Here is a 25,720-nt window from a genome sequence, read left to right as displayed (position 1 = left end):
TTGATGATGCCAGTTATAATTAAGACTTAAAATGTTCAATCAGCAGTTGGTTATTCAGAATAAATTATCTGCTGCAAATTTAACTATCAAATTTTTAAATCCATTCTTTTTCTTTAAAGTGGGTATGGATGATCTCCACCAATGTTTCTACTTCCTTTAATTTAGTATCATCCAACTGTACAATTTTTAATCCTGCGGTGTTTTCTCCGAAAGGACTAAGCTGTTGGTTCTTCGCAGAAAATTCTTCTGTATTCACCTTAACTTCTACCTCGCTGCCGTTAATATAAACCCCGGTAAAAAAACGCTCAGTGATCTTTTTACCATTTAGTTCTATATTTTTCTCACTGTATAAATCGTAACCTGTTTCAGAATTTTCATGTACAGTATATCCCCTGGTTGCGTAAGGTTGTATTCCCGCCCTAATGGTCTGAAAAATTTCTACAAGATCAGTTTTCATAATTGCATTTGATTTTAGAATTAAACACCATAGTACAATTATTGTTTAACTTTATTCTTTAATCCCACCAATTTTCTGTTGGTAAATATTCATTTATAATTATGGTTTCACCCAATTTCGGGGTAACCAGGGGAAGCTGCTTTGCCGCTGCAGCCAAAACCACTCTTTTAACAGGCTCATTCCAGGGGTGCATGGCCAGGCTAAATTTGCCCCAATGCACAGGCATTAAAACCTTGGCTTTTAAGTCGATTGCAGCCTGCACAGTTTCTTCAGGAAACATGTGGATATAAGGCCAGTAAGCATCGTATTGTCCGCACTCCAGTAAGGCTAAATCAAAAGGACCAAATTGCTCACCTATTTTAGCGAAATGGGCATCATAACCAGAATCGCCACCTAAAAATAGCTGGTAATTTGGAGTTTTCAGTACGAAGGCCGACCACAGGGTTTGATTTCTTTTAAACTTCCTGCCGGTGAAATGTCGGGAAGGAACAGCCGTTAATTGCAGGTTGTTAAACAATATTAATGATTCGTTCCAGCACAGTTCATTTATCTTTTCTTTTTTAATCCCCCATCGCTCCAGGTGTGAACCTACTCCAAGGGAAGTGACAATGCTTTTAACCTGTGGAGCAATTTTTAAAACACTTTTGTAATCCAGGTGATCATAATGGTCATGTGTGATGATCAGGATATCGATATTGTTAAATTCTTCTGCTTTTATGACATCAGTACCCCAAAAAGCCTTACTGCCGATAAATGAAAACGGAGAAGGAGTTTTGCTAAAAACAGGATCGACCAGTATCCTTAATCCGTTTATTTTGATCAGGTATGATGAATGTCCAAACCAGATAATTTCAGGAGCATTGCTTTTAGGCTCGCCGTTTAAATTTGGTGAAACATAAGGAAGTGCTTTATCTGGAGTCTTATCGGGGTGTTTTTCGAAAAGGAATGCCCTTAACACCTTAAAAAAGCTCACGCCTTCAGGTTGCATTAATGTAACCGACTGGTTTTGCAGGGCCCCATCCCGATAATTTTCCAGGTGACGGATTTTTTCCAGGCGTAATCCCTTTGGCAAACGCCCAAAAACAGGAAGATTGGTTATAATGAAGAATGCGGTTATAATAAAAGGTAAAATGTATATTCCTGTCATTTTTAGAATTAATAAAAACCAAATTATGAATATGATTTTAAAAAAACAGCCCGGATGGTATATATGACTTATGGATTACTTCTTAGGGTTTAAACAGCAATGCCCCAATTGACTGGGACATTGCTGCAAAACTTAGCAGAATAAGGCACAACTTTATTTATAACATGCGTAAATTTTATACCTTTGAAAAGGGTTAAACATATAGCTTAGATAACTTTTGTACCTGCATGCAGGAAAATAACCCAATTTGGCGGGGAGTGGTACGAACACTTCCCGTCTTTTTGTTAAATACCCCTCCAAATTGAGGGGTACTTCTGTTAATCATTGGGGGTGTGCTTTACTTATTGTCTATCAATTTTTATTTTTTTCAACACTAAAATTGCTTACCATTCATAATTTTTATATAATTATTTTTTAGAACGGCGCATCATTAGTTTTTCCGAAAATATTGATATTTGTATAACCGGGAAAAGAAATGAGGAAAAAAAACAACGCAAACGTTTGATTAATTTTGTAATATTATATATTGAAGAAATTTAATGTAGTTTAGCACTTGCAATGCAATCGAAACCAATCACCATAAAAGAAATAGCCAGGATTTTAAACATTTCGCCATCTAGTGTTTCAAGGGGATTACATGATCATCCCAGTATTGGGGCGGTAACGAGGGAGAAAATCAAACAACTGGCCAAGTCTCTAAATTATGAGCCCAATAATGCTGCAATCCTTTTTCAAAAAGGCAAGACCTATACTATTGGTGTAATTTTACCAGAGCTTTCTGAGCACTTTTTTTCTATTGCCATATCAGCAATCGAAGATGAAGCAATCAAAAAAAACTATACGGTTATTTTTGCCCAATCGCACGATAATTACGAGCAGGAAGTAAAGCTGGTTGAAAAAATGAAAAATCAGCGGGTTGATGGCTTATTGGTGTCCATTAGTAAAGGTACTTCCAAATTTGATCATTTTGAGAAACTGAATTCTTTTAATATCCCGGTAGTATTTTTCGACCGCATCCCTCCTTTTAAAAATGTACATTACGTTGCCTGCAGCTTGGAAAGTGCGACCATAAAGGCCGTTAATTATCTTCTTAAAAAGGGTCATCGGAGTATTGGCATGATCAATGGCCCGGGCACTTTATATGCCAGTGAAGAACGTAAAGACGGTTATATGCAGGCTATTAATTTTAACCGTTTAAAATTTGACCCTTCTCTGGTTGTAAATTGTGATTTAACCGAACAAGGTACTATTGAGGCTGCCGATCAGTTTTTAAACCATAAAAGAAAACCAACTGCAATTGTTGCTTTTAACGATTATGTTGCACTCTTCCTGATCAAATATTTTAAAAAACTGAATGTGATCAACGATTTTGACATAGTGAGTTATGCCAATTTACCCATTATCAGTTATTTGGATAATTCGCCTGTTGCTTCAGTAGAACAATATCCATATTTGCAGGGACAAAAAGCAGCGAATATATTGCTTGATCTGATTCACAGTCCAAATTCGGAGAAACAGGCTTACTACAATACCATAGTAGAATCAGATCTGATTGTAAACGAAGTAAAAGAATAAACAAACGTTTGCGCGGCTTTTTATTTTTTATTTAAACTGCCAGGTAAAATGTGATACTTCTTTTTAAAGGCTGCAATAAAGTGCTGTGGATTTTTATATCCTACTAAAAAGGAAACTTCATTTACACTCTTTTTTTCCTTGGAGAGAAAATAGTGTGCCTTTTCCATCCTGATTTTATACAGGTAACCAAATACTGTATGCCCTGTTAACTCCTTAAAGTATTTTTTGAGCTTATAGTCGTTAATACCAACTTTGCGAGCAAGTTCGATCAGCGAGCCCGGCTTTTGCAGATCCTGTCCTATCAACTGCTTCGCCAGCATAATCTTATTAATATCTTCCTGCTTAAAGGTAATATTTTGCTTTTCCTGGTGCTGGTTAAGGTACACGATAATCAGTTCAAATATCCTGGCTTCCAGAAACAACCTTTTAGATCTTCCCTCCTGTTTATAATTAATAATATGCGCTAATATTAAACTGGTTTCTGCTTTAATGGATTGCTGAATCTGCTTTGGCTTCAGGTTAACCGGTTCAATAGCGGTAACCTTATTAAAATAGCTTTCTGTAAATTGTATATACAGAAGTTTGCATTGCCCGGCTGCCCTAAAAACGATGGTATCTGTACAACCCAGATTAATGTCCTGTTGGTTCTTATAAAGCGGGCAGAAATTGTTCTGCAAAGCGCCAGCACGATAACTGATTGCTCCATAAAGACAAAATAAAAAGCCAATATGTGGCCGGCTGGATTCAAAAAGAAAATCTTCAGGCAAATCAGGGTCGATTTCTATTAAAGTGATATGGATCCCTTTAAACCACTTTTCTGTTACCGCTAAGCGTGCGCGATCGCTTTTATGGCAAAAAACAGTTTCGCCAATGGCATCGCCAACTTCAAAATTATCAGGATATGTTTTTTTGTAAATGATATTTCCATTTGCTGAGCGCTTAAGTTCCATCATGATTTAATCCGTTTGGCGGTATTAATTATCCGTTTACCGTTATCTGCTTTTAGTGAATATCCACAAATTTGCACAATTATTTATAATTAGTCTAAATAAATGAAAATATATTTATCAATTGTCTTATCGGTTTGTGGATTTGTGGCAGTGGCTCAGGGAATTAAAATTGACACCACCAGGGCAAATGAACTAAAAGACGTGGTAGTAACTGCCCAATATGGACCTCAAACTTTACGGAATTCGGTTTATCATATCAGGACCATTACAGCCGAACGGATTAAATTAAGGGCGGCAACCAACGTGCAACAAATTTTAAATACTGAACTGGGTTTCCGTTTCAGCAACGATTTAACTTTAGGTACCACTGATGTTTCATTAATGGGAATGACAGGCAGAAACATCAAAATTCTGCTTGACGGTGTGCCTATGGTAGACCGGTCTGATGCGCGGGAAAGTTTAAACCAGATCGATATCAACACCATCGACCGCATTGAAATCGTTGAAGGACCTATGTCTGTAGTGTATGGAACTGATGCTTTGGCTGGTGTAATCAATATTATTACCAAACGTGGTAATACAAAGTCGCTTTTAAACGTATCGGCAAGGATCCAGGAAGAAACGACAGGTAACGAATATGAAGCTTTATCGGGTAAAGGCAGCCATATTCAGAATATCAGTGTCAATTGGAAAAACAATAACTGGAGTGTACTCGCAGGTTTTACGCATAACGATTTTGGCGGTTGGAACCTGGCTTCAAAAACGGCTACCATTGCCGAAGTTAGCGCTGTACCAAACCGTTGGAAACCCAAAGCGCAGTATATGGGCAATACTAAAATCGCTTACCATAATGATAACTTCAATATCTGGTACAGGTTAGATGGATTAAAAGAAGACATCGACGTGCGTTATGGTTTAAACCCGAATACCTATAAGGGTTTGTTGCAAACCTATACTACACACAGGTATACCCAGCAGCTTCAGTCGGAATATAGATTTAGTAATCACCTTCAATTATCGGCCGTTGCCGGTTTCACCAATCTAGACCGAGCAACCAAAACGGTTATTCACAATTTCACCGATAATACTGAAGAATTGTCAACCGGTGCGGGTGAACAGGATATTGCCAAATTTAATTCGGCAATTTTCAGGGCAACCGCCGTTTATATCCTCAATAAATCGGTATCATTTCAGCCGGGTTTCGAATATAACCGCGATGCTGCCAGCGGACAAAGAATAAGTGGTTCACCTGTAATTAACGATTTTGCAGTTTTTATTTCATCAGAACTTAAATTGGCTGATGGCATCAACATCAGACCAGGATTAAGATTTATCAAAAATTCCATTTACCACGCACCTCCGGTAATTCCATCGTTGAATACCAAATTTACACTCACCAACAACCTAGACCTCCGTTTGGCTTATGCCAGGGGCTTCCGTTCTCCGGCATTAAGGGAATTGTACTATGATTTTGTTGATGCCAGTCATAATATTTTGGGCAATCCCAATTTAAAAGCAGAAGAATCCAACAGTTTTAATGGCTCATTGGCCTGGGTAACTGCTCGGATTAGAAATTTTCAATTCCGTTCTACCCTATCGGGATTCTATAACCTTTTTAAAAACAGGATCGAATTTGGTTTCGATCCAACAAATCCAAGCACTACTACGCTAATCAACATCTCTAAATACAAAACAACGGGCAGTACATTGGAAAATACTTTGGTATTTAAAAACCTTCAGGCAACACTAGGCGTATCGTACATAGGAAGATATAATGATTTAAGTGAAAACGACAACCTGCAAACACCCCAGTTTGCTTGGGCTACAGAGGTAAACTCGAACATCACCTACGCCTTTACCAAGCTAAATGGAAGCATCAGCCTGTTTTATAAATACACTGGCAGTTTACCGAGCTACCAGCTAGCCAACAATAATACTGCAACACTGGTGAGAATTGGAGATTTCCATACCGCAGATTTAATGCTGACCAAAAATCTGCTCAACTCTTTAACGATTAGTGCAGGTGCTAAAAACCTTTTTAATGTAACGCAATTAACCAATAGTTCAACAGCTTCGGGCGGTGCACATAGCACTGGCGGTGCAGCAGTACCCTATAATTACGGACGCTCTTACGTGCTTGGCCTGATTTATAACTGGGATAAACGCTAATATTTAAACAACATAAATACGATAAACATGATTAAATTTAACTCAATGATCGCTATCGCCCTTGTAGCGATAACCTTTACAGCTTGTAAAAAAGATACTAATGAACCTATAGTGGTTGTTCCGCCATCAGATGGCAGCACTTTAACACTTAATGGTTTAATCGCCTCTGAACTTGGGAGTGCAGCTGGAAACAGCGTTTATGTAGATTTTAGCAGGGATAAACAAACATCAGTTGCGAGAGCATCATGGGATTTGGGCTTTTATTGCGGGGCCGATTTTAGGGTTATTTTAAACAATACAACCAGTGCCGGTGCCAAAGTAATGACTACGGCAAATGCCAGTCTTGCAACAGTTAATGAGGCTGATACCTTAGGTCTAACCCTAGCAGTTAGTCAGGCTGATCCGGCTCCGTCTCATTTTGCTTTTTTTGATGCCATAGACGGAAATCTTTCTAATACCGTAATTCCCGCAATATCTGCTACTGCAGCAGATAATAAGGTAATTATTTTAAACCGCGGTACTGGTGGTGGCATTGCTGCGAAATCGTGGATAAAACTAAAAGTAACCCGAAATGGTTCAGGTGGTTATACTTTACAATACGGTAAAATTAAAGAAACTACCAATTTCACGACAGTTGATGTTCCTAAAGACGCAAATTTTAACTTTAAATTTGTATCGCTTACAAATGGCACTGTTGTAAGTGCTGAACCTGAAAAAACAAACTGGGACCTGGTATGGACCTATTCCGTTTATCAAACTACATTTGGTAGCACCCTGGTTCCTTACAATTTTTCTGATCTGGTATTCATTAATAAATTAGCTGGTGTTACTGCAGCCGTAGTTTCTGCAAGTACAAAATCTTATGCTGCTTTTGGTGAATCAGATTTATCAGGTTCTATAACATTTTCATCTGCACGAGACGTAATCGGTTCAAACTGGAGACTTACACAACCTGTTACAACTAATGGTGTTACTGCACCAATAGGTGTTAAAGCTGATACTTTCTTCCTTGTTAAAGATGCTTCAGGAAATATTTATAAATTAAAATTCAACAGCTTCATTTCTAATGACGGTGGCACACGTGGTAAACCGGTTATCGAGTATAAATTGCTTAAAAAAGGACAGTAGCCCTTGAGGACACCGGAGACGGATTTGTATTTCGTTTATAAAACTCTGGCGTTTCAAATAAAAAATATGTTTTGTTAGTTGGATAAGAGCTCTCCGCGATGGGGAGCTTTATCTTTTTAGGGAAGCAAGACCTCATAGCTTTCTAAGCATATTGCCTATTGAACTTAAGGTCTGATCACGATTGCCATAAACGCAAAAAGGGCCCCGGCATACCAGAACCCTTTTTGTTTCTACTCGCGAAATATTATTTTCCAGAGTTTTTCTTTTCAGTTACTTCTGCACGGATTTCTTGTGCTAAAACTTTAAGATCTTGCATTGCTTTACGCACACGAGTACCAGCAGCTGCATTGCCAGCATTATAAAATTTTTCTACATCTGCTTCAATAGCAGCAACAGCAGCTTTAACTTTTGAGAATTTTTCCATCGCTAATTGATGTTTTTAAGGTTTAAAAAATTTATTTTTTCAATAATACATATTTACCTTGAATTAACAACAGAAAGCAAATATTTATTTGAAATAAGTTTTGCACATTTTCACAATCAAAAAAATGCCCTGGCACTATTGCAGGACCATTTTTTACACTCAGGAGATCAAACTCAGTTAGACTAACCGAGTTGTTTTGATAAGTTGATGAGGTTATTAAAGGTTTGATTAGCGCTGTTGATACAATGCTCATAATCGGATTCTTCAACACGTTCGTTCAGTACAGAAACGAATATTTTCCATTTTGTACTCAACTCTTCGCCATAAACACCGTAATAATTTAAGCCATCATCTTTGTCTTTAAAGTTTGGATTAGCCAAAATATGTCTTTTAATTACTTTTCCGCCTAATGTAGCGCCTTCAAGCACATATAAAGCCCCTAAAATTTCTGCTGTGTTTTTTTGAGGAAGATAAAGTTCAAAATCTAAACCGGGCAGCGTCAAACTATCGATTCCCCAATAATTCAAGTCTTTTTCTAACGCAGAAAGTTTTAACCTGCTGTTCATTTCAAGGGCTGCCGCAATATCGGCATCGAGCATATTGGCTAAAGTATTTTCTAATTTTTGATGGATAATGTAATTAACGGTTAATAATTTTTTATACTGTTCAATGCTTAATGAATTGTTCATAATTTCATTTACAAACATCAGTGATTCTAGTTTTTTATGGTTTTCTGCTGTTTCTGTTCTCAATAAATTGGCAATCATACCGGTATATATTATTTTAAAAATGATCTTAAAAAGAAAAGATCCGGGTTTAATACCCGAATCTCCCCATAAATGTTTTATAAATTCTAATTTAGCCTTAAATGTGTGTTAAACCAAAAATCGTGTACCGAATGTACGCATTTAAGCAGGTTTTCGTAACCATCGGGTTTGGTAAGGTAAGCATTGGCACCAAACTCAATTGAAGCTTTAACATCATCAGGATTATCTGATGTTGAGAACAAGATTACAGGTATTGTTTTGAGATAAGGAATCTCCCGTATAAATTTCAAAATGTCTAACCCTGATAAACCAGGCAGGTTCAGATCTAGCAATATTAATTTAGGCCTGGTTTTACTTTCTGCAAAATCACGAAGTTTTTGCAATGCTTCAGCCCCATCATCCATGATGGTTAAATTAAGCGTATCCTTAACTTCTTGTACTGCGCTTCGCATAAAAAAAGCATAATCTATATCGTCTTCAACGTAAAATATATCCGGTGTTTTCATTTTATCTGTTTTTAAAAGCTACAAAAAAGGTCGACCCTACATTTAACTTACTCTCAAACCAAACCCTGCCATTGTGTTTTTCAACAATTCTCTTTACAATGGCTAGCCCCACTCCTGTTCCTTCTATTTCCTTAACATTATCCATACGCTTAAAAAGCTCAAAAACCCTGTCATAATAACGGTTGTCTATTCCTATTCCATTATCTTCAACTTTGTAGATAATTTCTCCTCCATCTATGTACGAAGATACCCCGACTTTAGGTTTATCTACCATGGAAGAATATTTTACTGCATTACCAATCAGGTTTGTGAACACTTGAGCTATTTGTATTTTATCTCCTTTTATATTAAATAATTGTCCTAAAACTAATTCGGTTCGATCTGCTTTAAAGGCCGACCATATCTCGCTCCTTATTTCCTGTAACAAAGATTCCATATCAACTGTTTCAGGATTTATATCAGAACGGCCCACTCTCGCTAAATTAAGGATTTCTTTAATTAAGAAATTCATTTTATCAGCTCCTATCAAGATCCTGCTTAACATTTTCTGACCATTTTCATCAATAGTCTTGTTCTTAAGCATTAATTCGGCATAAGTTTTTATCGAGGTTAATGGTGTTCTTAAATCATGCGAAATGGTATAGCTAAAAGTATCTAATTCTTCGTAGGCTACCTGTAATTTTTCATTAAGTGACCTGATTTCATTAGCTTTCTTATTAATATGGGTAATAATAATTTCGCGTATCCTTAAAACCGAGGTAATTTCTTCAGCTATCCACTTTTCAGAAGTATTATTAACAACCTGCGTCCAGATTTCGAAAGATTTACGCGGAGAAAGGTCCAGTAAGCCATTTTCGGAAGGAGCTGTTGGTTTTTCAGGGTTTCCGGCCCAATTTACTGTTGAAATCATTTCGGGTTTAAACCAAATGATCATTTCGCCAATTTCTTTATTTAACATACAGGAAAGAATTCCGGAGGCGATTGACTTGTATTTTTTAGCTGGCGAATAAATTTCAGGTAATTGATGTGTATAATACAACGATTCGTCGGTGTTCGTTTTCAGCCATTCAGAAAGTTCCCTTATCTCTTTTTCTAATGGCACATTACCAATGGTTTTCAGCTCGTTTTCAAACATAACAGCTACTCCACTGGCTTTGGTAGCCTCTAATATAGTTCTCTTGTGGGTGGTTATCGCTTCGACTAAATATTTATCGCGTGTTAAATGCTCCGAAAGTACATTTGCTGTATTTTTAAATTGCTCAATAACCTTTGCATCTTCTTCTTCCTGGCGGTATTCCAGTGCTGAGGAAAGAATCTGGCCAATCAGTTTTGCGCCCTCTCTGGCTTTATAATCTATAAACTTAGGGCTGTAGTTATGACAGGCAATTAGTCCCCATAGCTCACCGTGAGAGATCAAGGATATACTAAAACTTGAGTGTACACCCATATTTTTTAGATATTGAATATGTATGGGCGATACCGCGCGTAAACTGCCGTTGGTTAAATCGAGTGCTTCATTTTCTTTATGTGTAAGAATTGGCGAATCGTCGATGTTTACATCGGCAATTAACCGGGTTAAATTTAATTTATAAAGCGCCCTGGCCTGTTTAGGAATATCAGATGCGGGATAATGTAATCCGAAAAAAGGTTCTAAATCAGGCTCTTTTTCTTCTGCTACAACTTCACCATGACCGTCTTCTAAAAATTTATAAACCATAATCCGGTCATATTGGATCAGTTTTTTTATTTCCAGTGCAGCGCCTTTTAACAAAGCCGAAACACTTTTTCCCTGGAGCATTGATGAGGCAGAGCGACCTATAGAACTTTGGATATCAAATTGCAAGGTTACCGGTTCAAATTCCAATAACCAATCGTTCTTTGATGAAGATATAATCAGATAAAATGGAAGGCCATTAATTTCAACAGGGTGCGGACTGATGGCATCAAAGCTTTTACGGATGATACCCAGTTTAAGCAGGTCTTCGATATTAAACTCCAGATCTTGCTGTTTGATAAAGTAATTTAAAGACGAAAGTTCTTTGTTTAACAATTTTTTGGCTTCTTCTAATAAAAAAACACCTGCATTTTCGCTAATGTATGTAATTGATAGACTGCTCTTATCAACAGCTACCAAAAAGCCGTGTGATTGAATTTTACCAGGAATGTGAATGGGCTCTTTGTCGCAATTGTTTAGGTCTACAGAAAATTTAGTCATATAAGGTTGCTATTCCAGCTGATTTAATTTTACGAATTAACAAATATTAAGCCTATTTTTTTTAGAATGTATCTAATTTGATGAATTCGGATTTGGAAATTGTTTTTTATTATATATTTGCTTCACTTAAAATCATTGCAACTTTGGCTAAGAAAAATATTTTGGTTATTGAAGATAACCATGCAATTCTAGATGTTATAACTCTTATTTTAGAAAGCGAAGCTTTTAACGTTGATGGACTAAACAAAGGTGCTGATTTTATTAATCATGTTGAGGAATTTAACCCAGACATCATCATTATGGATATTATGCTGCCTGATACTGATGGAAGGGTTCTTTTAAAAGAACTTAAGGATAATTCGGCTACACAGCATATTCCTGTTTTAATGATTTCTGCCCGCTATAACGCCAATAATTATGCGTTGGATGGAATAGAGGCTGATGATTTTATGTCTAAGCCTTTTAATATCGACGACTTAATGGATAAGATTTACGCGTTATTGAGAAAATAGATTTTTCTAATCGAGCCTGTAATTTTATTCCTACCAGTTTTGCGTTTTTTGATTGTCAGGTAAAAAAACATATTCAAATAAGAGTACGGTTTAATACAGTATTTGAACCAGATTAGATTGACTATCTTCTAAAGCATACAGATTATCCTTCTTTCAGGTCTTTTAATAAACCAGGTTATATTAATCAGGCACTATTGCCCTCTTCTTGTAGTCGGTAATAGTTAAGTTTCTTCTAACCATTATCCTTATTAAATCATTATGGTTTTTTATGTTTAACTGGAATTTGTTTAGTTACATTTACCTTTTTGGCATCTTTAGCTGATGTTACTTTTTCATCAGCACCCTTGGCTTTAGTGTTTTTCGGTGCGGTAGCCTTGCTACTTTCTTCCGATGTTTTAGAATTTTTCATCTTTTATTTTTAATCTTCAGCATTTAGCCAGTTTTTTGCCTCTTCCAGTTCATCAGGCTTAAAACCTTTTGATTTACGGGGTGTTGCTAACGTAAAAACATCAGTAAACCATTCTACTCCTTTTTCAGCACTAACCACTGCTATTTTTTTCCACCTGTTAAAATTTTGCAAACCCGCTTTAACATCCTGTACCCATGCGCCAGCGGTAAAATTTTTCACATCAGTCTCTAAAACAAGTAGATACCTGATTTCCTTAAATCGAGATGCAGTTCTTTTCAAACCTGTTATTAAAACACTTTTTATATCGTCACTTGTTACTTCACCGGTAGCCCTCACACCAAAGATATGATCTGGTAACCCTGTTATTTCTGTTAGCATAGCTGTTTCATTTCTTTAAGAACACATTAATTCATCAAGAAGTTTGCTATTTAAATAAATTCTGAAAAGTTGTGTGGCCAGAAAAACATTGCCTTACTGATTGTGTTATAACAACAATAGATGTAAGACAAAAACAATCTCATGAAAATCAACATGTTAAAACCTATTGCGTTTGTGTGTGGAGTGGCCGCTTTACTAACAGCCTGTATAGATGAAAGTAAAAATACTTCGACTAGCGATTCGACTATAACGGATTCGACAGTAGCGGCGGTATTAAGGCCTGTCGGACCTGCGCCAGAATGGGGTAAAACAATAAAGCCGGAAATGCAGACAGTAATAGAAAAACTGAATGGTTACGGGGATAAGCCTTTAGAAACTTTAAGTGCTACCGATGCGCGTAAGAACCATACTCCTACAGATGCAGTAACAGATTTAATAAAACAGAACAATATGGTAATACCCACACCTCAGGTAGATACTTTGGGTAAAGATATTGATGTTGCCGGGGCTAAAATTCATTTGCGTATTTACACCCCTAAAAAAGGAAACGGACCTTATCCGCTTATTGTTTATTATCATGGAGGTGGTTTTGTTATTGCAAATTTAGATGTCTATAATGCCTCTGCTCAGGCTTTAGCCGAGCAGGTTGGTGCAATTGTGATTTCTGTAGCTTACCGCTTAGCACCAGAAAACAAGTTTCCAACGGCGCACAACGATGCTTTTACGGCATATGAATGGGCAGTGAAAAATGCAGTAGCGTTAAAGGCAGATCCGGCCAAGATTGCAGTGGCTGGCGAAAGTGCCGGCGGAAATTTAGCAGCAAATGTATCAATTATGGCCAGAAACAAACACATTATGCTTCCTGTTCACCAAGTTTTGATTTATCCTATCGCCCAGGCAGATATGAATACTAAATCTTATAAAATGTATGAAAATGCAAAACCATTAAACAAATCAATGATGACCTGGTTTACAGAAAAATACTTAAATACCTCGATCGAAATGCAGGATCCTAAAATATCCTTGATAAATGCGAATTTAAAAGGACTCCCTTCAACAACAATTATTACGGCAGAAATAGATCCTTTGCACGATGATGGGGTAATACTGGCTGATAAGCTTAAAGCTGCCGGGGTAAAAGTTGACAGTAAAAATTATGAAGGCGTAACACACGAATTTTTTGGCATGGCATTGCTGGTACCTGAAGCGAAAGCAGCTCAGGCCTATGCCGCAGATCAGTTAAAAGCTGCTTTTAAATAAGCATTTTTAACCGCAGGCGGACACAGATAAACATGGATCTAAGTATCTGTGTCCATCCTTTACATCTGCAGTTAAATTATCTTTCGCATTTGACTAACTACTGCATTGCGCAAGCCATATCCCCTTTTATACTGACTTCTAAACCTAACTATGCTCCTTTCTTCGATCCCAAACTTTGCATCAATTGATCGTACAGATCATCGCTTGTAGCTTTTTGAGGCTTCATCTTTTTAACCGTTGCCCGTTTTCCTTTGGCTTTGGCTTTAATTATCTTCAATAATTCGTTACTGTAATCGTCCTTAAATGCACTTAAGTCAAATTTTGAACTATATTGCTTAATCAAAGCCAATCCTACATCCATTTCTTTTTTGCTAATGGTAACATCATTCACATTTTTAATTTCAGACAAGCTCCTGATTTCCTGCTCAAACCTGATTTTTGTGATTACAATTACATCTTCAAGGGGATGGATAACACAAAGGTTTTCTGTATTCCTGAGCACAAACCTGGCCACACCGGCTTTACCTGATTTCTCTAAGGCTTTTAATAACAAAGCGTATGCTTTTTTGCCCTGCTTTTCAGGCTCGGTATAATAGGAAGTTTCGTAGTAAATGGGATTAATCTCCTTTATATCTACAAAATTTTCCAGTTCTATAATTTTAGTTTTTTCAGGAGCAGCCTCTTCAAAATCATGTTTATCTAAAATAATATACCTGTCTTTTAAAAAATAGCCTTTAACTATTTTCTCATAAGGTACCTCTTTATGGGTATTTTCATTCACCCTCAAAAATTTAATCTTAGCATGGTCTCGCTCATCAAGCATATCAAGATCGAGTGTACTGTTTTGGACACCTGAAAACAATTTAATAGGGATATTTACCAAACCGAATCCGATAGACCCCTTCCATATTGATCTCATAGTTAAATATTTATTGGTTAACAGGTGCCTGAATCATATTGTTTTGAGTTTATTGATCGAAATAGATTAAATGGCAAACTATTTAGATTATACAATGTTATTTAGCTATCAACCTGATGTAAATCAGATAAAACCATTATGATTATCCAGTAAAAAGGAATAAAAGGATCATAATTTGTTCATTACCATTTAAAACATTAATTAATAAAGATGAAAATAGCCTATATTTCTACCTATCCTCCCCGTGAATGTGGTTTAGCTACCTTTAATCAAAATCTAGTTAATGCTTTAAGCTTAAACCCTACTTATGATTCGCAAAAAAGCTTTGTAGTTGCGTTAAATGAATCAGACGATTTGAACGAACATCACTATCCGGAGGAAGTAAAATTTGTTATACGTCAGCAAAATCAGCAGGATTACCTCAACGCCGCTGATTTTATCAATAACAGTGATGTAGATACCTGTATTATTGAGCACGAATTTGGTATATACGGGGGGAATAGTGGCGTATTTTTACTGTCATTAATCAATAGATTAAAGAAACCATTTATCACGGTTTTACACACCGTTTTAAAAGAGCCAAATTTTATGCAACAAACCATTATCAAGGAAATTGCATCTAAATCGGCTAAATTGGTCGTGATGAGCAAAAAGGCAGTAATGTTTTTAAGCAGTATATATCATATTCCGAAAGTATCTATTAAACTGATAGAACACGGGGTTCCAGACTTAGAGCCCGTAGTAAATAATAAAATTGCACAGAGTGAACTGTTCAGAGGTAAAAAAGTGCTTTTTACATTTGGCCTGATTAGCAGAAATAAAGGTTTGGAAACTGTAATTAAAGCTTTGCCCAACATTGTAGCCCAACATCCGGATGTTTTGTATTTGATTTTAGGTAATACCCATCCTGGTGTAGTTAAACATAATGGAGAAGAATATCGTGATAGTTTGAAAGCATTGGCAAAAGATTTGGGAGTAGAAAAAAATATTGCTTTCGTTAATAAATTTGTATCTGAAGAAGAATTACACCAATATTTAACGGCCTGCTGTTTATACATCACACCTTATTTAAATGAAGCCCAGATAACCAGTGGTACTTTATCATATGCTATTGGTGCCGGTGCTGCAGTAATTTCTACTCCATATTGGCATGCACAAGAGCTTTTGGCCGATAACAGAGGTAAATTATTCGACTTTAAGGATGACACTAAACTCGCAGCCATAGTAAACGATCTTTTAAGAGATAACAATAAATACCTGAAACTAAAGCAAAATGCTTACGAATATGGCTTGAATCTTCGGTGGCCTGCTATAGGTAGTGTTTACCTTAACGTATTAAATGAAGCATTATCAGCCGAAACCAAAGCGGAGAGAACTATCCCACCTATTATTGATGTGGAAGCGATGCCTGTATTGAATTTAAACCATGTTGCTTTATTAACTGACGATACTGGAATTATACAGCATGCCCGTTTTGGTATTCCAAATTTGAAGGAAGGATATTGCATTGATGATAATGCCAGGGCATTAATTATGTCTATAATGGCTGTTGAACAGGATAAAAACCCAAGGGCTTTAGCGTTTATGCCGGTGTACCTGAGTTTTATCCAGTACATGCAGAGAGAAGATGGAAATTTCAGGAATTTCCTGAGTTTTAACAGGCAATATTTAGATGAAATAGGATCTGAAGACTCATTTGGCCGAACCATTTGGGCATTAGGCTATTTGGTTAATAGTGCCCCAAATAATTCTTACAGGGAATTTGGTCGCGAGTTGTTTTCACATTCTGTAAAGCACTTTAAAGAATTAAAATATTTACGGGGTAAGGCCAATACCATTATCGGATTATCTTACTACTTGTGTGCTCATCCCGGAGATGAGCTGATCAGTAACGAAATCAATATGTTAGCTAATTCATTGGTGGTTGCCTATAACGGAAATAAAGATGGCGACTGGCATTGGTTTGAAGACATTTTAACCTACGACAATGCGATTCTGCCTTTAGCCTTGCTTCATCATTATGATGTTAGCGGAAGCCTTGAATCATACAGGGTGGCAATGGAAAGTATTAAGTTTTTAACCGGTTTTTCTTTTGAAAACGGATACTTCAATCCTATTGGAAATGCCGGTTGGATGAAAAAGTATGGCAAAAATCCGGTTTACGATCAACAAGCTATAGAAACAATGGCCATGGTTTTATTGTATGCAAAAACTTTCGAAATTACCAAGGATGATCAATATTTGAACCTCATGCACGTGAGCTACAAGTGGTTTTTGGGCGAAAATAGCCTTCACATTCCTTTATACGATTTTGAAACGAATGGTTGCGCTGACGGATTACAGTTTAATGGCGTAAACAGGAATCAGGGAGCTGAAAGTACACTGGCCTATTTCATCTCGCATTTAGCCATTTTGAAAGCAGCAGCAGTAGAATATGAAACATTGTCTTCGCCATTGATGGAGGCAGATAAATGTAGTTAGGTTAAATCGACTTAAAATGATAAAAAGGCTGATTGTGAAGTGAATCGGTCTTTTTTGATTTTTTCTTAGAGAAATTAAGTTAAAACGAATGTTGCCTCGCACCTACTGCAGAGCACGTCCTGCCTTTTAATGATAGATTCTGAAACAAGTTCAGCTTGACGGATTTTACTAACCATTACGTCACCATGAATTTATTTCAGGTCATTGTAGTTCTTCATGATTTAGGTTCAAATTAATTGTTTTCCAGCAATTTCGTCAATAACAGTTCTAAATTTACGGTAGCAAACGATGAACTGTAGTCAGATAAACCATACGGAATAATTAATTCACCATTACTAATAATTGATCCACAGGAATAAACAACATTGGGCACATATCCCTCACGCTCATCGTTATTAGGAATAATCAACGGTTCTTTCAAATGGCCTATTTCTATATTCGGGTTTTCGAGGTCCAATAAACTCACTCCGATACAGTATCTTCGCATGGGACCCACTCCGTGTGTAATTACAATCCATCCTTTTTCTGTTTCTATAGGAGAACCACAATTGCCGATCTGTACCAGTTCCCAATCGTACCGGGGCTGCTTTAAAAGCACCGGGTTTTCCCAAACATTAACTTTATCAGAAAACATCAGGTAATTGTTCCACCCATCTATCCGGCTCATCATTACGTATTTACCTTTAATTTTTCGTGGAAATAAAGCCAGGTTCTTGTTTTGTGCACCATCCCCATAAAGTGGAATCACTTTAAACTCATAAAAATCTTCAGTTTGCACTAATTTTGGGATAATTAAAGAACCGTCGAAAGCGGTATAGGTAGCATAGTATAATACTTTCCCATCATCTTTAGTAAATTTTACGAAACGGGCATCTTCAATTCCCTTGCGCTCAAATTCTGAAATAGGAAAAATTACCCGATCAGAAATATCTGTATCTTTCGAAAAAGTTATGGTATGATAAGTATCTGATAACCAAAGTATTTTATCGTATTCAATTAAACGCGACGGATCTTCTCTATGTAAACTTTTAGAATCCTTAATGATATTGCTTAAACTGGTGTATTCGAATTTATCATCCAGCTTTGATTCAATTTCTTCCAAAACAGAAGGATCGATCTGCGCATAAGCTGCTTTTTTCAGAAACAGTTTTTTAACGTAAATCGCATTTTTTACAACCTCAGCTTCATCAACATAATTGCCTACAGGTAAGACCTGGATATTATTGTCTTTATCAATCAAAGCGCGGCGGAAGACAATAGATGAAATATGTCCCTCACCTACGGCCCTAAAGCTGATGATAACTCTTTTTTCGCCTTCAACTAAATCTGTTTGATCGGGATCATCAACAATACTCGGATTAAAAAAAGCAGCTGATTCGATGGAATATTCATGCGTAAAGTAGGCCCCAATCAGCAACCTGGTATATTCATCAATGTCTTCAAATTGGATACCTAAGGCTATAAATTGTTTTTTTAATTTTTTACAGTGCCGGGTCAGGATTTTGGTAATATTACGGTGCCTTTTAGAATACTCCTGTAATATGGGCGATATCAATGAAAATACTTTTTCATCAGAAAATTCTAAAACTTTCCTGATAACTTGTAGTGCTCTTTCTTCTCCATTAAAAAAAAAACGGGCAATAACTCTTTTGGTATCCGGGTTAACCTTAACAGGTTTACGTTCAATGTATAATCTCATTCTTAAGTTGTTTTTGAAAATAATTTTAACGCTTCCGCCCCATATCCGCCAACCTTATATTAACGAAATTTACTTCTTAATTGTTTATAGTATTTGCACATAATTTTTACCTTTAGTTATTCATCCCCTATTAACTGTATCATAATGCAATACGAAAAAATAGAACATGATATTTCTTCAGAAGAAACCTTGCGTTTAGAAAAGCTGAGAAATTATGAGATTTTAAATACGCCAGCAGAAAAGGATTTTGATCAGATTTCGCAATTGGCCGCCGAAATATTTAATGTTCCCTATTCAGGTATCTGCTTCCAGGGCGATGATATTTTTTTTGTAAAATCAGAGATCAGTGGGATGGGTTTAAAAACTGTTCGGGATTTAAATCACAATAGATTTGCTTTTTTTGCATCAGTGCCAATAGTTTCACCGGATGGTTATCATATTGGTCTGATTTACGTTGCAGATACTACCTTTAAACCGGTCGATGAGCATAAGTTAAAATTGCTGCAGCTTTTAGCTAACATGGTAATTGAAAAATTAGAGGCCAGAACAGCAATTAGGAGAACGTTAAGGGCCTATGATGATCGCTTACACGTACTTGTGCATGATCTTAAAAACCCGATGACTACCATTTCACTTCAATCTGAGTTATTGGGAAGTATTCCTGGAATTGACGATAAGGCCACTTTAATTGCAGGTAAGATTAACGCGCAATCGAAAAAGATGATCGATAAGCTGAATGGTATTTTAAGTGCTGCCCGTAAAGAAGCTACCTCATTTAAACCCAAAAAAGAGAAAGTAGATTTAAAACAAATACTTGAACAGGTAAAACAAGGCTTCAATTTATCGCTCAAACGCAAAAATCAAACAGTTTTAATTGACATCCCGGAAACTGTCGAAATTTTTGCTGATCCTGATAAAATCGCCGTTATTTTTAGTCAATTAATAGATAACGCGATCAAATTTTCGCCAATGGGAAATGAGATAACCATCACCCATCAAATAGCTGATGATGAAGTGACTATTTTGATAAAAGACAACGGAGCAGGCTTAACTGAAGAAGACCTGGGTAAAGTTTTTATAAAATTTGCCCAGCTGAGTTCAGCAAGTACCAATCAGGAAAATGCCTATGGATTAGGGCTGATTACTGCAAATGCACTTGTTGATATCCACAAAGGGAAACTTTGGGCAGAAAGCGACGGAAAAGATTTAGGCACAACATTTTACGTGAAATTACCTATAAGGTAGGTTGAGGTCAGATAAGTCGCTAAGCTTCATTTCTTCGAGTAAAACCCTTTCTGATATAGCATTTCTATGGTCCGACCATTTAATTAGCCTTATAAAACCATTATCAATTTCAATACCGGTTATATCTCCGTCACTAAAACAACAGCAACCGCTATTAAAATAGCGCGGGTTATATTTGCCGAAATGTGGTGCTTTATCTCCTTCTTTTATCCGTTTATGCAGCTCTGCATTAAAAAATGCAATATCATCAGCGTTTTTTTCTTTTTTAGCCCTGTTTAGTTTTAAGTAAATCCGTTCCAAATGTGTTAAGGATGCAAAAACAGGCTGGTGTGTATGCCCAGTAATTAAAGCTATATTATTTTTTTTAACTACCCAATTGTACATTAGTGCATTGTGAGCTGTTTTAAGCTGATTATCGTAAGCTGGTGTATTGGGGTTAATTTGCAGGTATGACTGTAATGGTGCCCAAATGGTACTCACAAACCACTTGCTAAACCAGTTTCCATCGCTCTGTAAATCCCCTTGGTGCCCGTGGGTTAGAAAAATATCAAATTTACTTTCTCCTATTGGCAGTCTTAATATTGCTCCTTCATAGATATGGATTTTAGTCCCGTAAATTCTATTTAGGTTAAAGCCAGCTAAGGGGTCGTTATCCCAATACAGGTCGTGGTTGCCAAATATCTTAGTAAAATGATTCTTTAAGATAAAGGCTTTTTCTGCTTCGAATGTTTCTTTATTGTGTTTTATTACGGATTCGAGTAAATTCTCCCAGAGCTCCTCGCTGTCGCCCAGGTTTATATAGTGGAAATCCTGCTGGTTGTAATATTCGAGAGCCTTTAGGTAGTTCTTTTCCGCTAAAGTAAAATCATCGGCATAATCGCGGGTACCTTTATGCTGGTCTGATAAAATGATAAATTTATCCGTATCGGCAACTTCAAAAATAAGCCCGCGTTTTCCGGGACTTGAACTGATCGTTTTATAAAGTTTATTCAAAGCGGCATGGATGCGTTTACGGCTGGGCCTTGAGCCGAACTTATTCGACATGCGGATAATCCAGGCACTAAGTAAACGTTGTAAAAATTTTCGCATTAATCTGTTGCTGCATTAAAGTTTAAACTTAACAAAATATAAGTTCAAACGTTTCATCATCGGCTCAACTATTCCATATATTTACGTTAATGAAATTTCTAACCTTAATTTTTATATGCTGTTTTACCTTAAGTCAGGCGCAAAAAACACCTGCTGATACTTCATTCAGTATATATTCTACTTATATTAAAGAGAAAAAGAAACGCCCTTACATTACTATTGCCTTCCCATTAGGAAAGGATAATTTTAAAGTCAAACGCAATATTGTTTATGCCAAATATTCAACAGGGAATTTATTGCTCGATGTAATTTATCCAAAGAAATCCAGAAAACCAACACCCGCAGTTTTGTTTGTTTTTGGTGGTGGCTGGCGTTCCGGTGATCGTGCTCAAAACATCCCATTGGCTCAAAAAATGGCTCAAAACGGTTATGTTGCCATTACTACTGATTATCGTTTATCTACCCACGCACAATTCCCGGCAGCAGTTTATGATTTGAAAAATACAGTGAGATGGATAAAAGCAAATGCGGGAGAATTTAATATAGATACCAATAAAATTACGGTAGCCGGATTTTCTGCAGGCGGACAATTGGCTGCTTTAGTTGGTACAACCAACAATGATTCTCAGTTCGAGAAGGAAAAAATAAATAGCCATAATAGTAACGTCCAGGCTGTAATTGACGTAGATGGGATACTGGCTTTCGATCATCCTGAATCTGCTGAAGTGAGTAAAGATCCTAACAGGAAATCTGTTGCGGCGATTTGGCTTGGTGCAGATTTGAAGGAAAATCCAGCGTTATGGCATAATGCATCACCATTATATCATGCGGGACAAAATTCCGTTCCAATACTATTCATCAATAGTTCTACCACTAGATTTCACGCAGGTAGAGACGATTTAATTGCAAAAATTAAACCTTTTGGTATCTATTCTGAAGTACATACACTTCCTGATACACCCCACCCCTTTTGGTTATTTAATCCCTGGTTCGAAGAGGTTTCCAAAATAATGATAAAATTTTTAGATCAGCAGTTTAAAGATTAATTTAATTGGTTCCTAACTAAATTTCAATTTAACAAAATATTTTGCTAAATTTGTTAGTATTGAAAAGATCAGGAAGCGCAGATTTACCCCTACATTACGGCCATGTACCGCCGTGGCTCGCACAACGTATGGCTACACTTGGTTTAGCTATAACGGAAGCAATACTATTGGAATATGGCAAGGCAGAAGTAATACGCCGCCTAAGCAGTCCGTTCTGGTTTCAGAGTTTAGGTGCAGTAATGGGTATGGACTGGCATTCTTCAGGAATTACCACATCAGTAATGGGTGCTTTGAAGAAATCGATCAATCCCTTATCAAAAGAGTTAGGAATTTACATCTGTGGAGGCAAAGGAAAGTACAGCAGGGAAACACCGGATGAACTCTTAAAAATTGCCGATAAAACGGGGTTAAACGGTACAGAACTGGTTCGGGCCAGTAAACTCAGTGCAAAGGTAGATAACACTGCCATACAAGATGGGTTCCAGCTATATCTCCATAGTTTTATTTTAAGCAACGAAGGCGATTGGGCAGTGGTTCAACAAGGCATGAGTGATAGCAGTGCAACAGCGAGAAGATACCATTGGCATTCTGAAAACCTAAAATCTTTTGTAGAAGAACCGCATACGGGCATCTGTGGCATTAATCAAGGTCAGATTCTGAACCTAACGGCTAATGAAGCTGTTAAGACAAGGCAGAGCATGATGAGTATTGCGGTTGAATCGCCTACTCGGATGCTTAATGAGATCCAAAAATTGGTACTTCCCAATCATCATGAGGTAAAATCTAAGGATGTTGATCTAAAGCGCCTGGGAAGCATATTGTGGTTGGCTCAGGAAAAGCAGCCGAAAGATTTTGAGGAATTATTATTGCTTGAAGGCATGGGGCCAAGAACCTTACAATCTATGGCTTTAGTGAGCGAGGTAATCTACGGTACACCTTCCCGATTCACCGATCCTGCCCGTTATTCTTTTGCACATGGTGGCAAAGATGGTCATCCTTTCCCTGTCCCAGTAACGGTTTATGATGAAACAATAACTGTTTTGCAAAAGGCAATTGAAAAAGCGAAGATTGGAAATACCGATAAGCAACAAGCAATAAAATCATTGCATCAAATTGCCCGGAATGCAGAAAAAGGCTTTGTTCCGAATATGGATTTTGAGAAAGTGATTCAAAAGGAACGCGCTCAAAGCTGGAAATATGGTGGCAGAACAGTCTTTGGTAAAGAAAAGCCACCTAAAAACGATCAGCTCAAATTATTTTAACTCAATAGCTGTAGCTTAATGCTATTACTTTATATCATAAAAGTGCTGAAATATGTTAGATAATGGCGATATTTAGGAACGTTATGCAAACTACAAACATACTATACAGCAACAGTATTGACATTCAAAGCAGCCCTTTTAAAGTTTGGAAGGCCTTGACAGATACAGAGATCATGCAACAGTGGATGTCTGAATCGCCTATAAAAATCAGCACCGACTGGGTTATCGGAGCTCCAATTACCATCAGGGGTGTATTATCACAAACGCCGTTTGAAAACAAAGGAAATGTTCTTCAGTTCAAAGCTGGAGAGCAATTAAAATACAATCATTTAAGCTCTCTATCTAACCTGCCAGAGGAACCAGAAAGTTATACGACCATCGAATTTCAGCTCCGTCCAAATGAAAAAGGAAGCCATTTAACGATCAATCTGAGTAATTTCCCTACAGATATTATTTATAAACATTTGGTCTTTTACTGGAACACCACCCTAAGTACCTTGAAAACATACGTAGAGCGAGAGCTTTGATCAAATCTTAACTCTACTGACAGTATATAAAATAAAAAAGGTCGTGGTTTGAACCACGACCCTAAAAATATAGAATTTAAACCTACTAAGCATACGCAACTGCATCTTTCGAAGCCAGTTTGGTTGTTCCCATTAAGTATTCGTCAACTTTACGGGCAGCCTCTCTGCCCTCTGAAATGGCCCAAACCACCAATGATTGCCCCCGGCGAACATCACCCGCGGCAAAAATCTTTCCAATATTGGTTTGGTAAGTTTGTTCAGAAGCTTTTACGTTTCCACGGTTATCTAACTCCACGCCCAGTTTCTCAATTAAACCTTCTTTTTGAGGATGTAAAAAACCCATTGCTAAAAGTACCAGTTCGCACGGAAGGTCTCTTTCACTCCCAGCCACTTCTTTAAAAGTAACCGGACGCCCGTTTGCATCAATTTCCCATTCCACATCTACCACCTTTAATGCTTTAAGGTTTCCATTTTCATCAGCAATAAAGTTTTTGGTATTAACTGACCAGGCTCTCTGTGCACCTTCCTCATGAGAAGAAGTGTTTTTTAGCAACATTGGATAATTTGGCCAAGGCATATGTTCATTACGTGTTTGAGGTGGCATTGGCATAATCTCAAATTGTGTAATTGATTTGGCACCATGACGGTTAGAAGTACCGATACAATCAGAACCCGTATCGCCTCCACCAATTACAATTACATTTTTACCGGTAGCCATAATATCTTCTGTTTCAACAGTCCTGTTCGCTACGCGTTTATTCTGTTGCTTCAGGAAGTCCATGGCAAAATGCACGCCTTTAGCCGAGCGGCCTTCAATCGGCAGATCGCGGGGAATGGTAGAACCACCAGCCAGTATGATGGCATTAAAATCTCTCAATAAGGTACCTATTTCAACATTTTCACCCACATTGGCATTGCATTTAAAAATGATACCTTCTTCTTTCATTAAATCGATACGGCGATCGACAACATTTTTCTGAAGTTTAAAATCAGGAATGCCATATCTCAATAAACCACCTGGTGCATCATCACGTTCGAAAACGGTAACTTCGTGTCCAACCTTATTTAGTTGAGCTGCAGCAGCTAACCCTGCCGGACCTGAACCAATAATTGCAACCTTTTTGCCGGTTCTGATCAATGGGGCTTTTGCTTTGATAAATCCTTTTTCGAAAGCAATTTCGATAATATGCTTCTCAATTTCCTCAATAGAAACAGGCGGACGGTTAATGCCCAGTACGCAAGCAGACTCACATGGTGCAGGGCAAATCCTGCCCGTAAATTCAGGGAAATTGTTTGTGCTTAATAAAATATTGGTAGCCTGCTCCCATTTGCCCTGATAAACCGCATCATTAAATTCCGGTATTACGTTACCCAAAGGGCAACCCGACTGGCAAAAAGGTACGCCGCAATCCATACAGCGTGCAGCTTGGTTATTTAATTCTTGTGCGGGTAATTCGTTTAAAAATTCCCCATAGTGTTTTACACGTGTTGCAGCCTCTTCTCTAGTGGGCGCAACTCTATCGTATTCTTGAAATCCTGTTACTTTTCCCATGGC

General features: G+C 37.3%; 23 protein-coding genes. 10 read left to right on the top strand and 13 right to left on the bottom strand.

From position 1 onward, the window contains the following. Positions 1-94 precede the first annotated feature (94 nt). Positions 95-457 (bottom strand): hypothetical protein, encoded by a 363-nt coding sequence (locus tag ACFSR6_RS04640; RefSeq protein ID WP_379075595.1) that lies wholly within the window; start codon positions 455-457, stop codon positions 95-97. Positions 458-515: 58 nt separating this feature from the next. After that, positions 516-1,604 carry an MBL fold metallo-hydrolase gene (locus ACFSR6_RS04635; protein ID WP_379075592.1) on the bottom strand — a complete coding sequence of 363 codons (1,089 nt, stop codon included), beginning with the start codon at positions 1,602-1,604 and terminating at the stop codon, positions 516-518. A 558-nt stretch (positions 1,605-2,162) separates the two neighbouring features. On the opposite strand from ACFSR6_RS04635, the gene ACFSR6_RS04630 reads away from it, so the two are divergent. Further along, positions 2,163-3,179: a LacI family DNA-binding transcriptional regulator gene (locus tag ACFSR6_RS04630; RefSeq protein ID WP_379075589.1), complete on the top strand. Its 1,017-nt coding sequence runs from the start codon at positions 2,163-2,165 to the stop codon at positions 3,177-3,179. A gap of 20 nt (positions 3,180-3,199) precedes the next feature. On the opposite strand, the gene ACFSR6_RS04625 is transcribed toward ACFSR6_RS04630, so the two are convergent. Continuing rightward, positions 3,200-4,132 carry a helix-turn-helix domain-containing protein gene (locus ACFSR6_RS04625; RefSeq protein WP_379075586.1) on the bottom strand — a complete coding sequence of 311 codons (933 nt, stop codon included), beginning with the start codon at positions 4,130-4,132 and terminating at the stop codon, positions 3,200-3,202. 99 nt (positions 4,133-4,231) lie between these two features. Here ACFSR6_RS04625 and ACFSR6_RS04620 point away from each other — a divergent pair, with 99 nt between their 5' ends. Both ACFSR6_RS04620 and ACFSR6_RS04615 read left to right on the top strand, forming a co-directional pair. After that, positions 4,232-6,298: a TonB-dependent receptor plug domain-containing protein gene (locus tag ACFSR6_RS04620; protein ID WP_379075583.1), complete on the top strand. Its 2,067-nt coding sequence runs from the start codon at positions 4,232-4,234 to the stop codon at positions 6,296-6,298. Between the two features lie 27 nt (positions 6,299-6,325). After that, complete coding sequence (locus tag ACFSR6_RS04615; RefSeq protein ID WP_379075580.1) at positions 6,326-7,426, top strand: HmuY family protein; 1,101 nt, start codon at positions 6,326-6,328, stop codon at positions 7,424-7,426. Positions 7,427-7,670: 244 nt separating this feature from the next. Here ACFSR6_RS04615 and ACFSR6_RS04610 read toward each other — a convergent pair whose 3' ends face one another. The 4 genes from ACFSR6_RS04610 to ACFSR6_RS04595 all read right to left on the bottom strand — a co-directional run bounded on the left by ACFSR6_RS04610 (position 7,671) and on the right by ACFSR6_RS04595 (position 11,338). Further along, positions 7,671-7,850, bottom strand: a complete 180-nt coding sequence (locus tag ACFSR6_RS04610; RefSeq protein WP_056096518.1) for a hypothetical protein — start codon at positions 7,848-7,850, stop codon at positions 7,671-7,673. Positions 7,851-8,032: 182 nt separating this feature from the next. Beyond that, positions 8,033-8,617, bottom strand: coding sequence for a biliverdin-producing heme oxygenase (locus ACFSR6_RS04605; protein ID WP_379075578.1), 585 nt, complete (start codon positions 8,615-8,617; stop codon positions 8,033-8,035). 86 nt (positions 8,618-8,703) lie between these two features. Further along, positions 8,704-9,123 (bottom strand): response regulator, encoded by a 420-nt coding sequence (locus ACFSR6_RS04600; RefSeq protein ID WP_379075577.1) that lies wholly within the window; start codon positions 9,121-9,123, stop codon positions 8,704-8,706. Between the two features lies 1 nt (position 9,124). Continuing rightward, positions 9,125-11,338, bottom strand: coding sequence for an ATP-binding protein (locus tag ACFSR6_RS04595; protein WP_379075574.1), 2,214 nt, complete (start codon positions 11,336-11,338; stop codon positions 9,125-9,127). A 143-nt stretch (positions 11,339-11,481) separates the two neighbouring features. Between ACFSR6_RS04595 and ACFSR6_RS04590 the strand changes: the two genes are divergently transcribed. Beyond that, positions 11,482-11,850, top strand: a complete 369-nt coding sequence (locus tag ACFSR6_RS04590; RefSeq protein ID WP_379075571.1) for a response regulator transcription factor — start codon at positions 11,482-11,484, stop codon at positions 11,848-11,850. Positions 11,851-12,106: 256 nt separating this feature from the next. Here the strand turns inward: ACFSR6_RS04590 and ACFSR6_RS04585 are convergent, their stop codons facing one another. Both ACFSR6_RS04585 and ACFSR6_RS04580 read right to left on the bottom strand, forming a co-directional pair. After that, on the bottom strand, positions 12,107-12,259 hold the full coding sequence (locus ACFSR6_RS04585; RefSeq protein ID WP_379075569.1) for a hypothetical protein: 153 nt from the start codon (positions 12,257-12,259) through the stop codon (positions 12,107-12,109). A 9-nt stretch (positions 12,260-12,268) separates the two neighbouring features. After that, complete coding sequence (locus ACFSR6_RS04580; protein ID WP_379075566.1) at positions 12,269-12,637, bottom strand: SpoIIAA family protein; 369 nt, start codon at positions 12,635-12,637, stop codon at positions 12,269-12,271. Between the two features lie 141 nt (positions 12,638-12,778). Here ACFSR6_RS04580 and ACFSR6_RS04575 point away from each other — a divergent pair, with 141 nt between their 5' ends. Then, complete coding sequence (locus tag ACFSR6_RS04575) at positions 12,779-13,897, top strand: alpha/beta hydrolase (RefSeq protein ID WP_379075564.1); 1,119 nt, start codon at positions 12,779-12,781, stop codon at positions 13,895-13,897. A gap of 148 nt (positions 13,898-14,045) precedes the next feature. On the opposite strand, the gene ku is transcribed toward ACFSR6_RS04575, so the two are convergent. Then, positions 14,046-14,816: a non-homologous end joining protein Ku gene (gene ku, locus ACFSR6_RS04570; protein WP_379075561.1), complete on the bottom strand. Its 771-nt coding sequence runs from the start codon at positions 14,814-14,816 to the stop codon at positions 14,046-14,048. Between the two features lie 210 nt (positions 14,817-15,026). On the opposite strand from ku, the gene ACFSR6_RS04565 reads away from it, so the two are divergent. Next, positions 15,027-17,297 carry a glycosyltransferase family 4 protein gene (locus ACFSR6_RS04565; RefSeq protein ID WP_379075558.1) on the top strand — a complete coding sequence of 757 codons (2,271 nt, stop codon included), beginning with the start codon at positions 15,027-15,029 and terminating at the stop codon, positions 17,295-17,297. A 232-nt stretch (positions 17,298-17,529) separates the two neighbouring features. On the opposite strand, the gene ACFSR6_RS04560 is transcribed toward ACFSR6_RS04565, so the two are convergent. Continuing rightward, positions 17,530-18,996 (bottom strand): glycoside hydrolase family 130 protein, encoded by a 1,467-nt coding sequence (locus ACFSR6_RS04560; RefSeq protein ID WP_379075556.1) that lies wholly within the window; start codon positions 18,994-18,996, stop codon positions 17,530-17,532. A 144-nt stretch (positions 18,997-19,140) separates the two neighbouring features. On the opposite strand from ACFSR6_RS04560, the gene ACFSR6_RS04555 reads away from it, so the two are divergent. Continuing rightward, positions 19,141-20,241 carry a sensor histidine kinase gene (locus ACFSR6_RS04555; protein ID WP_379075553.1) on the top strand — a complete coding sequence of 367 codons (1,101 nt, stop codon included), beginning with the start codon at positions 19,141-19,143 and terminating at the stop codon, positions 20,239-20,241. Here ACFSR6_RS04555 and ACFSR6_RS04550 read toward each other — a convergent pair. Beyond that, positions 20,227-21,330, bottom strand: coding sequence for a metallophosphoesterase (locus ACFSR6_RS04550; RefSeq protein ID WP_379075550.1), 1,104 nt, complete (start codon positions 21,328-21,330; stop codon positions 20,227-20,229). The genes ACFSR6_RS04555 and ACFSR6_RS04550 overlap by 15 nt on opposite strands. 89 nt (positions 21,331-21,419) lie before the next feature. Here ACFSR6_RS04550 and ACFSR6_RS04545 point away from each other — a divergent pair, with 89 nt between their 5' ends. The 3 genes from ACFSR6_RS04545 to ACFSR6_RS04535 all read left to right on the top strand — a co-directional run bounded on the left by ACFSR6_RS04545 (position 21,420) and on the right by ACFSR6_RS04535 (position 24,165). Further along, a complete protein-coding gene (locus tag ACFSR6_RS04545) occupies positions 21,420-22,376 on the top strand; it encodes an alpha/beta hydrolase fold domain-containing protein (RefSeq protein ID WP_379075548.1) in 957 nt (318 codons plus the stop codon). Between the two features lie 59 nt (positions 22,377-22,435). Continuing rightward, the gene (locus tag ACFSR6_RS04540; protein ID WP_379075545.1) at positions 22,436-23,638 is read left to right on the top strand and encodes a DUF763 domain-containing protein; all 1,203 of its coding nucleotides are present in this window, start codon (positions 22,436-22,438) and stop codon (positions 23,636-23,638) included. 83 nt (positions 23,639-23,721) lie between these two features. Continuing rightward, the gene (locus ACFSR6_RS04535; RefSeq protein ID WP_379075542.1) at positions 23,722-24,165 is read left to right on the top strand and encodes an SRPBCC family protein; all 444 of its coding nucleotides are present in this window, start codon (positions 23,722-23,724) and stop codon (positions 24,163-24,165) included. 85 nt (positions 24,166-24,250) lie between these two features. Here the strand turns inward: ACFSR6_RS04535 and ACFSR6_RS04530 are convergent, their stop codons facing one another. After that, positions 24,251-25,717 carry a glutamate synthase subunit beta gene (locus ACFSR6_RS04530; RefSeq protein WP_379075539.1) on the bottom strand — a complete coding sequence of 489 codons (1,467 nt, stop codon included), beginning with the start codon at positions 25,715-25,717 and terminating at the stop codon, positions 24,251-24,253. Positions 25,718-25,720: the final 3 nt, after the last annotated feature.

Source organism: Pedobacter vanadiisoli, from assembly GCF_042684385.1.
GTDB classification, from domain to species: Bacteria; Bacteroidota; Bacteroidia; order Sphingobacteriales; family Sphingobacteriaceae; genus Pedobacter; species Pedobacter vanadiisoli.
This window is presented reverse-complemented; position numbering and strand designations above follow the sequence as displayed.

Excerpts from the sequence above, each read along its gene's own strand:
- ACFSR6_RS04640 (WP_379075595.1), bottom strand. The coding sequence starts at position 457 with ATGAAAACTGATCTTGTAGAAATTTTTCAGACCATTAGGGCGGGAATA.
- ACFSR6_RS04600 (WP_379075577.1), bottom strand. The coding sequence starts at position 9,123 with ATGAAAACACCGGATATATTTTACGTTGAAGACGATATAGATTATGCT.
- ACFSR6_RS04635 (WP_379075592.1), bottom strand. The coding sequence starts at position 1,604 with ATGACAGGAATATACATTTTACCTTTTATTATAACCGCATTCTTCATT.
- ACFSR6_RS04615 (WP_379075580.1), top strand. The coding sequence starts at position 6,326 with ATGATTAAATTTAACTCAATGATCGCTATCGCCCTTGTAGCGATAACC.
- ACFSR6_RS04630 (WP_379075589.1), top strand. The coding sequence starts at position 2,163 with ATGCAATCGAAACCAATCACCATAAAAGAAATAGCCAGGATTTTAAAC.
- ACFSR6_RS04580 (WP_379075566.1), bottom strand. The coding sequence starts at position 12,637 with ATGCTAACAGAAATAACAGGGTTACCAGATCATATCTTTGGTGTGAGG.
- ACFSR6_RS04585 (WP_379075569.1), bottom strand. The coding sequence starts at position 12,259 with ATGAAAAATTCTAAAACATCGGAAGAAAGTAGCAAGGCTACCGCACCG.
- ACFSR6_RS04605 (WP_379075578.1), bottom strand. The coding sequence starts at position 8,617 with ATGATTGCCAATTTATTGAGAACAGAAACAGCAGAAAACCATAAAAAA.
- ku (WP_379075561.1), bottom strand. The coding sequence starts at position 14,816 with ATGAGATCAATATGGAAGGGGTCTATCGGATTCGGTTTGGTAAATATC.
- ACFSR6_RS04625 (WP_379075586.1), bottom strand. The coding sequence starts at position 4,132 with ATGATGGAACTTAAGCGCTCAGCAAATGGAAATATCATTTACAAAAAA.
- ACFSR6_RS04595 (WP_379075574.1), bottom strand. The coding sequence starts at position 11,338 with ATGACTAAATTTTCTGTAGACCTAAACAATTGCGACAAAGAGCCCATT.
- ACFSR6_RS04530 (WP_379075539.1), bottom strand. The coding sequence starts at position 25,717 with ATGGGAAAAGTAACAGGATTTCAAGAATACGATAGAGTTGCGCCCACT.
- ACFSR6_RS04620 (WP_379075583.1), top strand. The coding sequence starts at position 4,232 with ATGAAAATATATTTATCAATTGTCTTATCGGTTTGTGGATTTGTGGCA.
- ACFSR6_RS04545 (WP_379075548.1), top strand. The coding sequence starts at position 21,420 with ATGAAATTTCTAACCTTAATTTTTATATGCTGTTTTACCTTAAGTCAG.
- ACFSR6_RS04555 (WP_379075553.1), top strand. The coding sequence starts at position 19,141 with ATGCAATACGAAAAAATAGAACATGATATTTCTTCAGAAGAAACCTTG.
- ACFSR6_RS04610 (WP_056096518.1), bottom strand. The coding sequence starts at position 7,850 with ATGGAAAAATTCTCAAAAGTTAAAGCTGCTGTTGCTGCTATTGAAGCA.
- ACFSR6_RS04575 (WP_379075564.1), top strand. The coding sequence starts at position 12,779 with ATGAAAATCAACATGTTAAAACCTATTGCGTTTGTGTGTGGAGTGGCC.
- ACFSR6_RS04535 (WP_379075542.1), top strand. The coding sequence starts at position 23,722 with ATGCAAACTACAAACATACTATACAGCAACAGTATTGACATTCAAAGC.
- ACFSR6_RS04550 (WP_379075550.1), bottom strand. The coding sequence starts at position 21,330 with ATGCGAAAATTTTTACAACGTTTACTTAGTGCCTGGATTATCCGCATG.
- ACFSR6_RS04565 (WP_379075558.1), top strand. The coding sequence starts at position 15,027 with ATGAAAATAGCCTATATTTCTACCTATCCTCCCCGTGAATGTGGTTTA.
- ACFSR6_RS04560 (WP_379075556.1), bottom strand. The coding sequence starts at position 18,996 with ATGAGATTATACATTGAACGTAAACCTGTTAAGGTTAACCCGGATACC.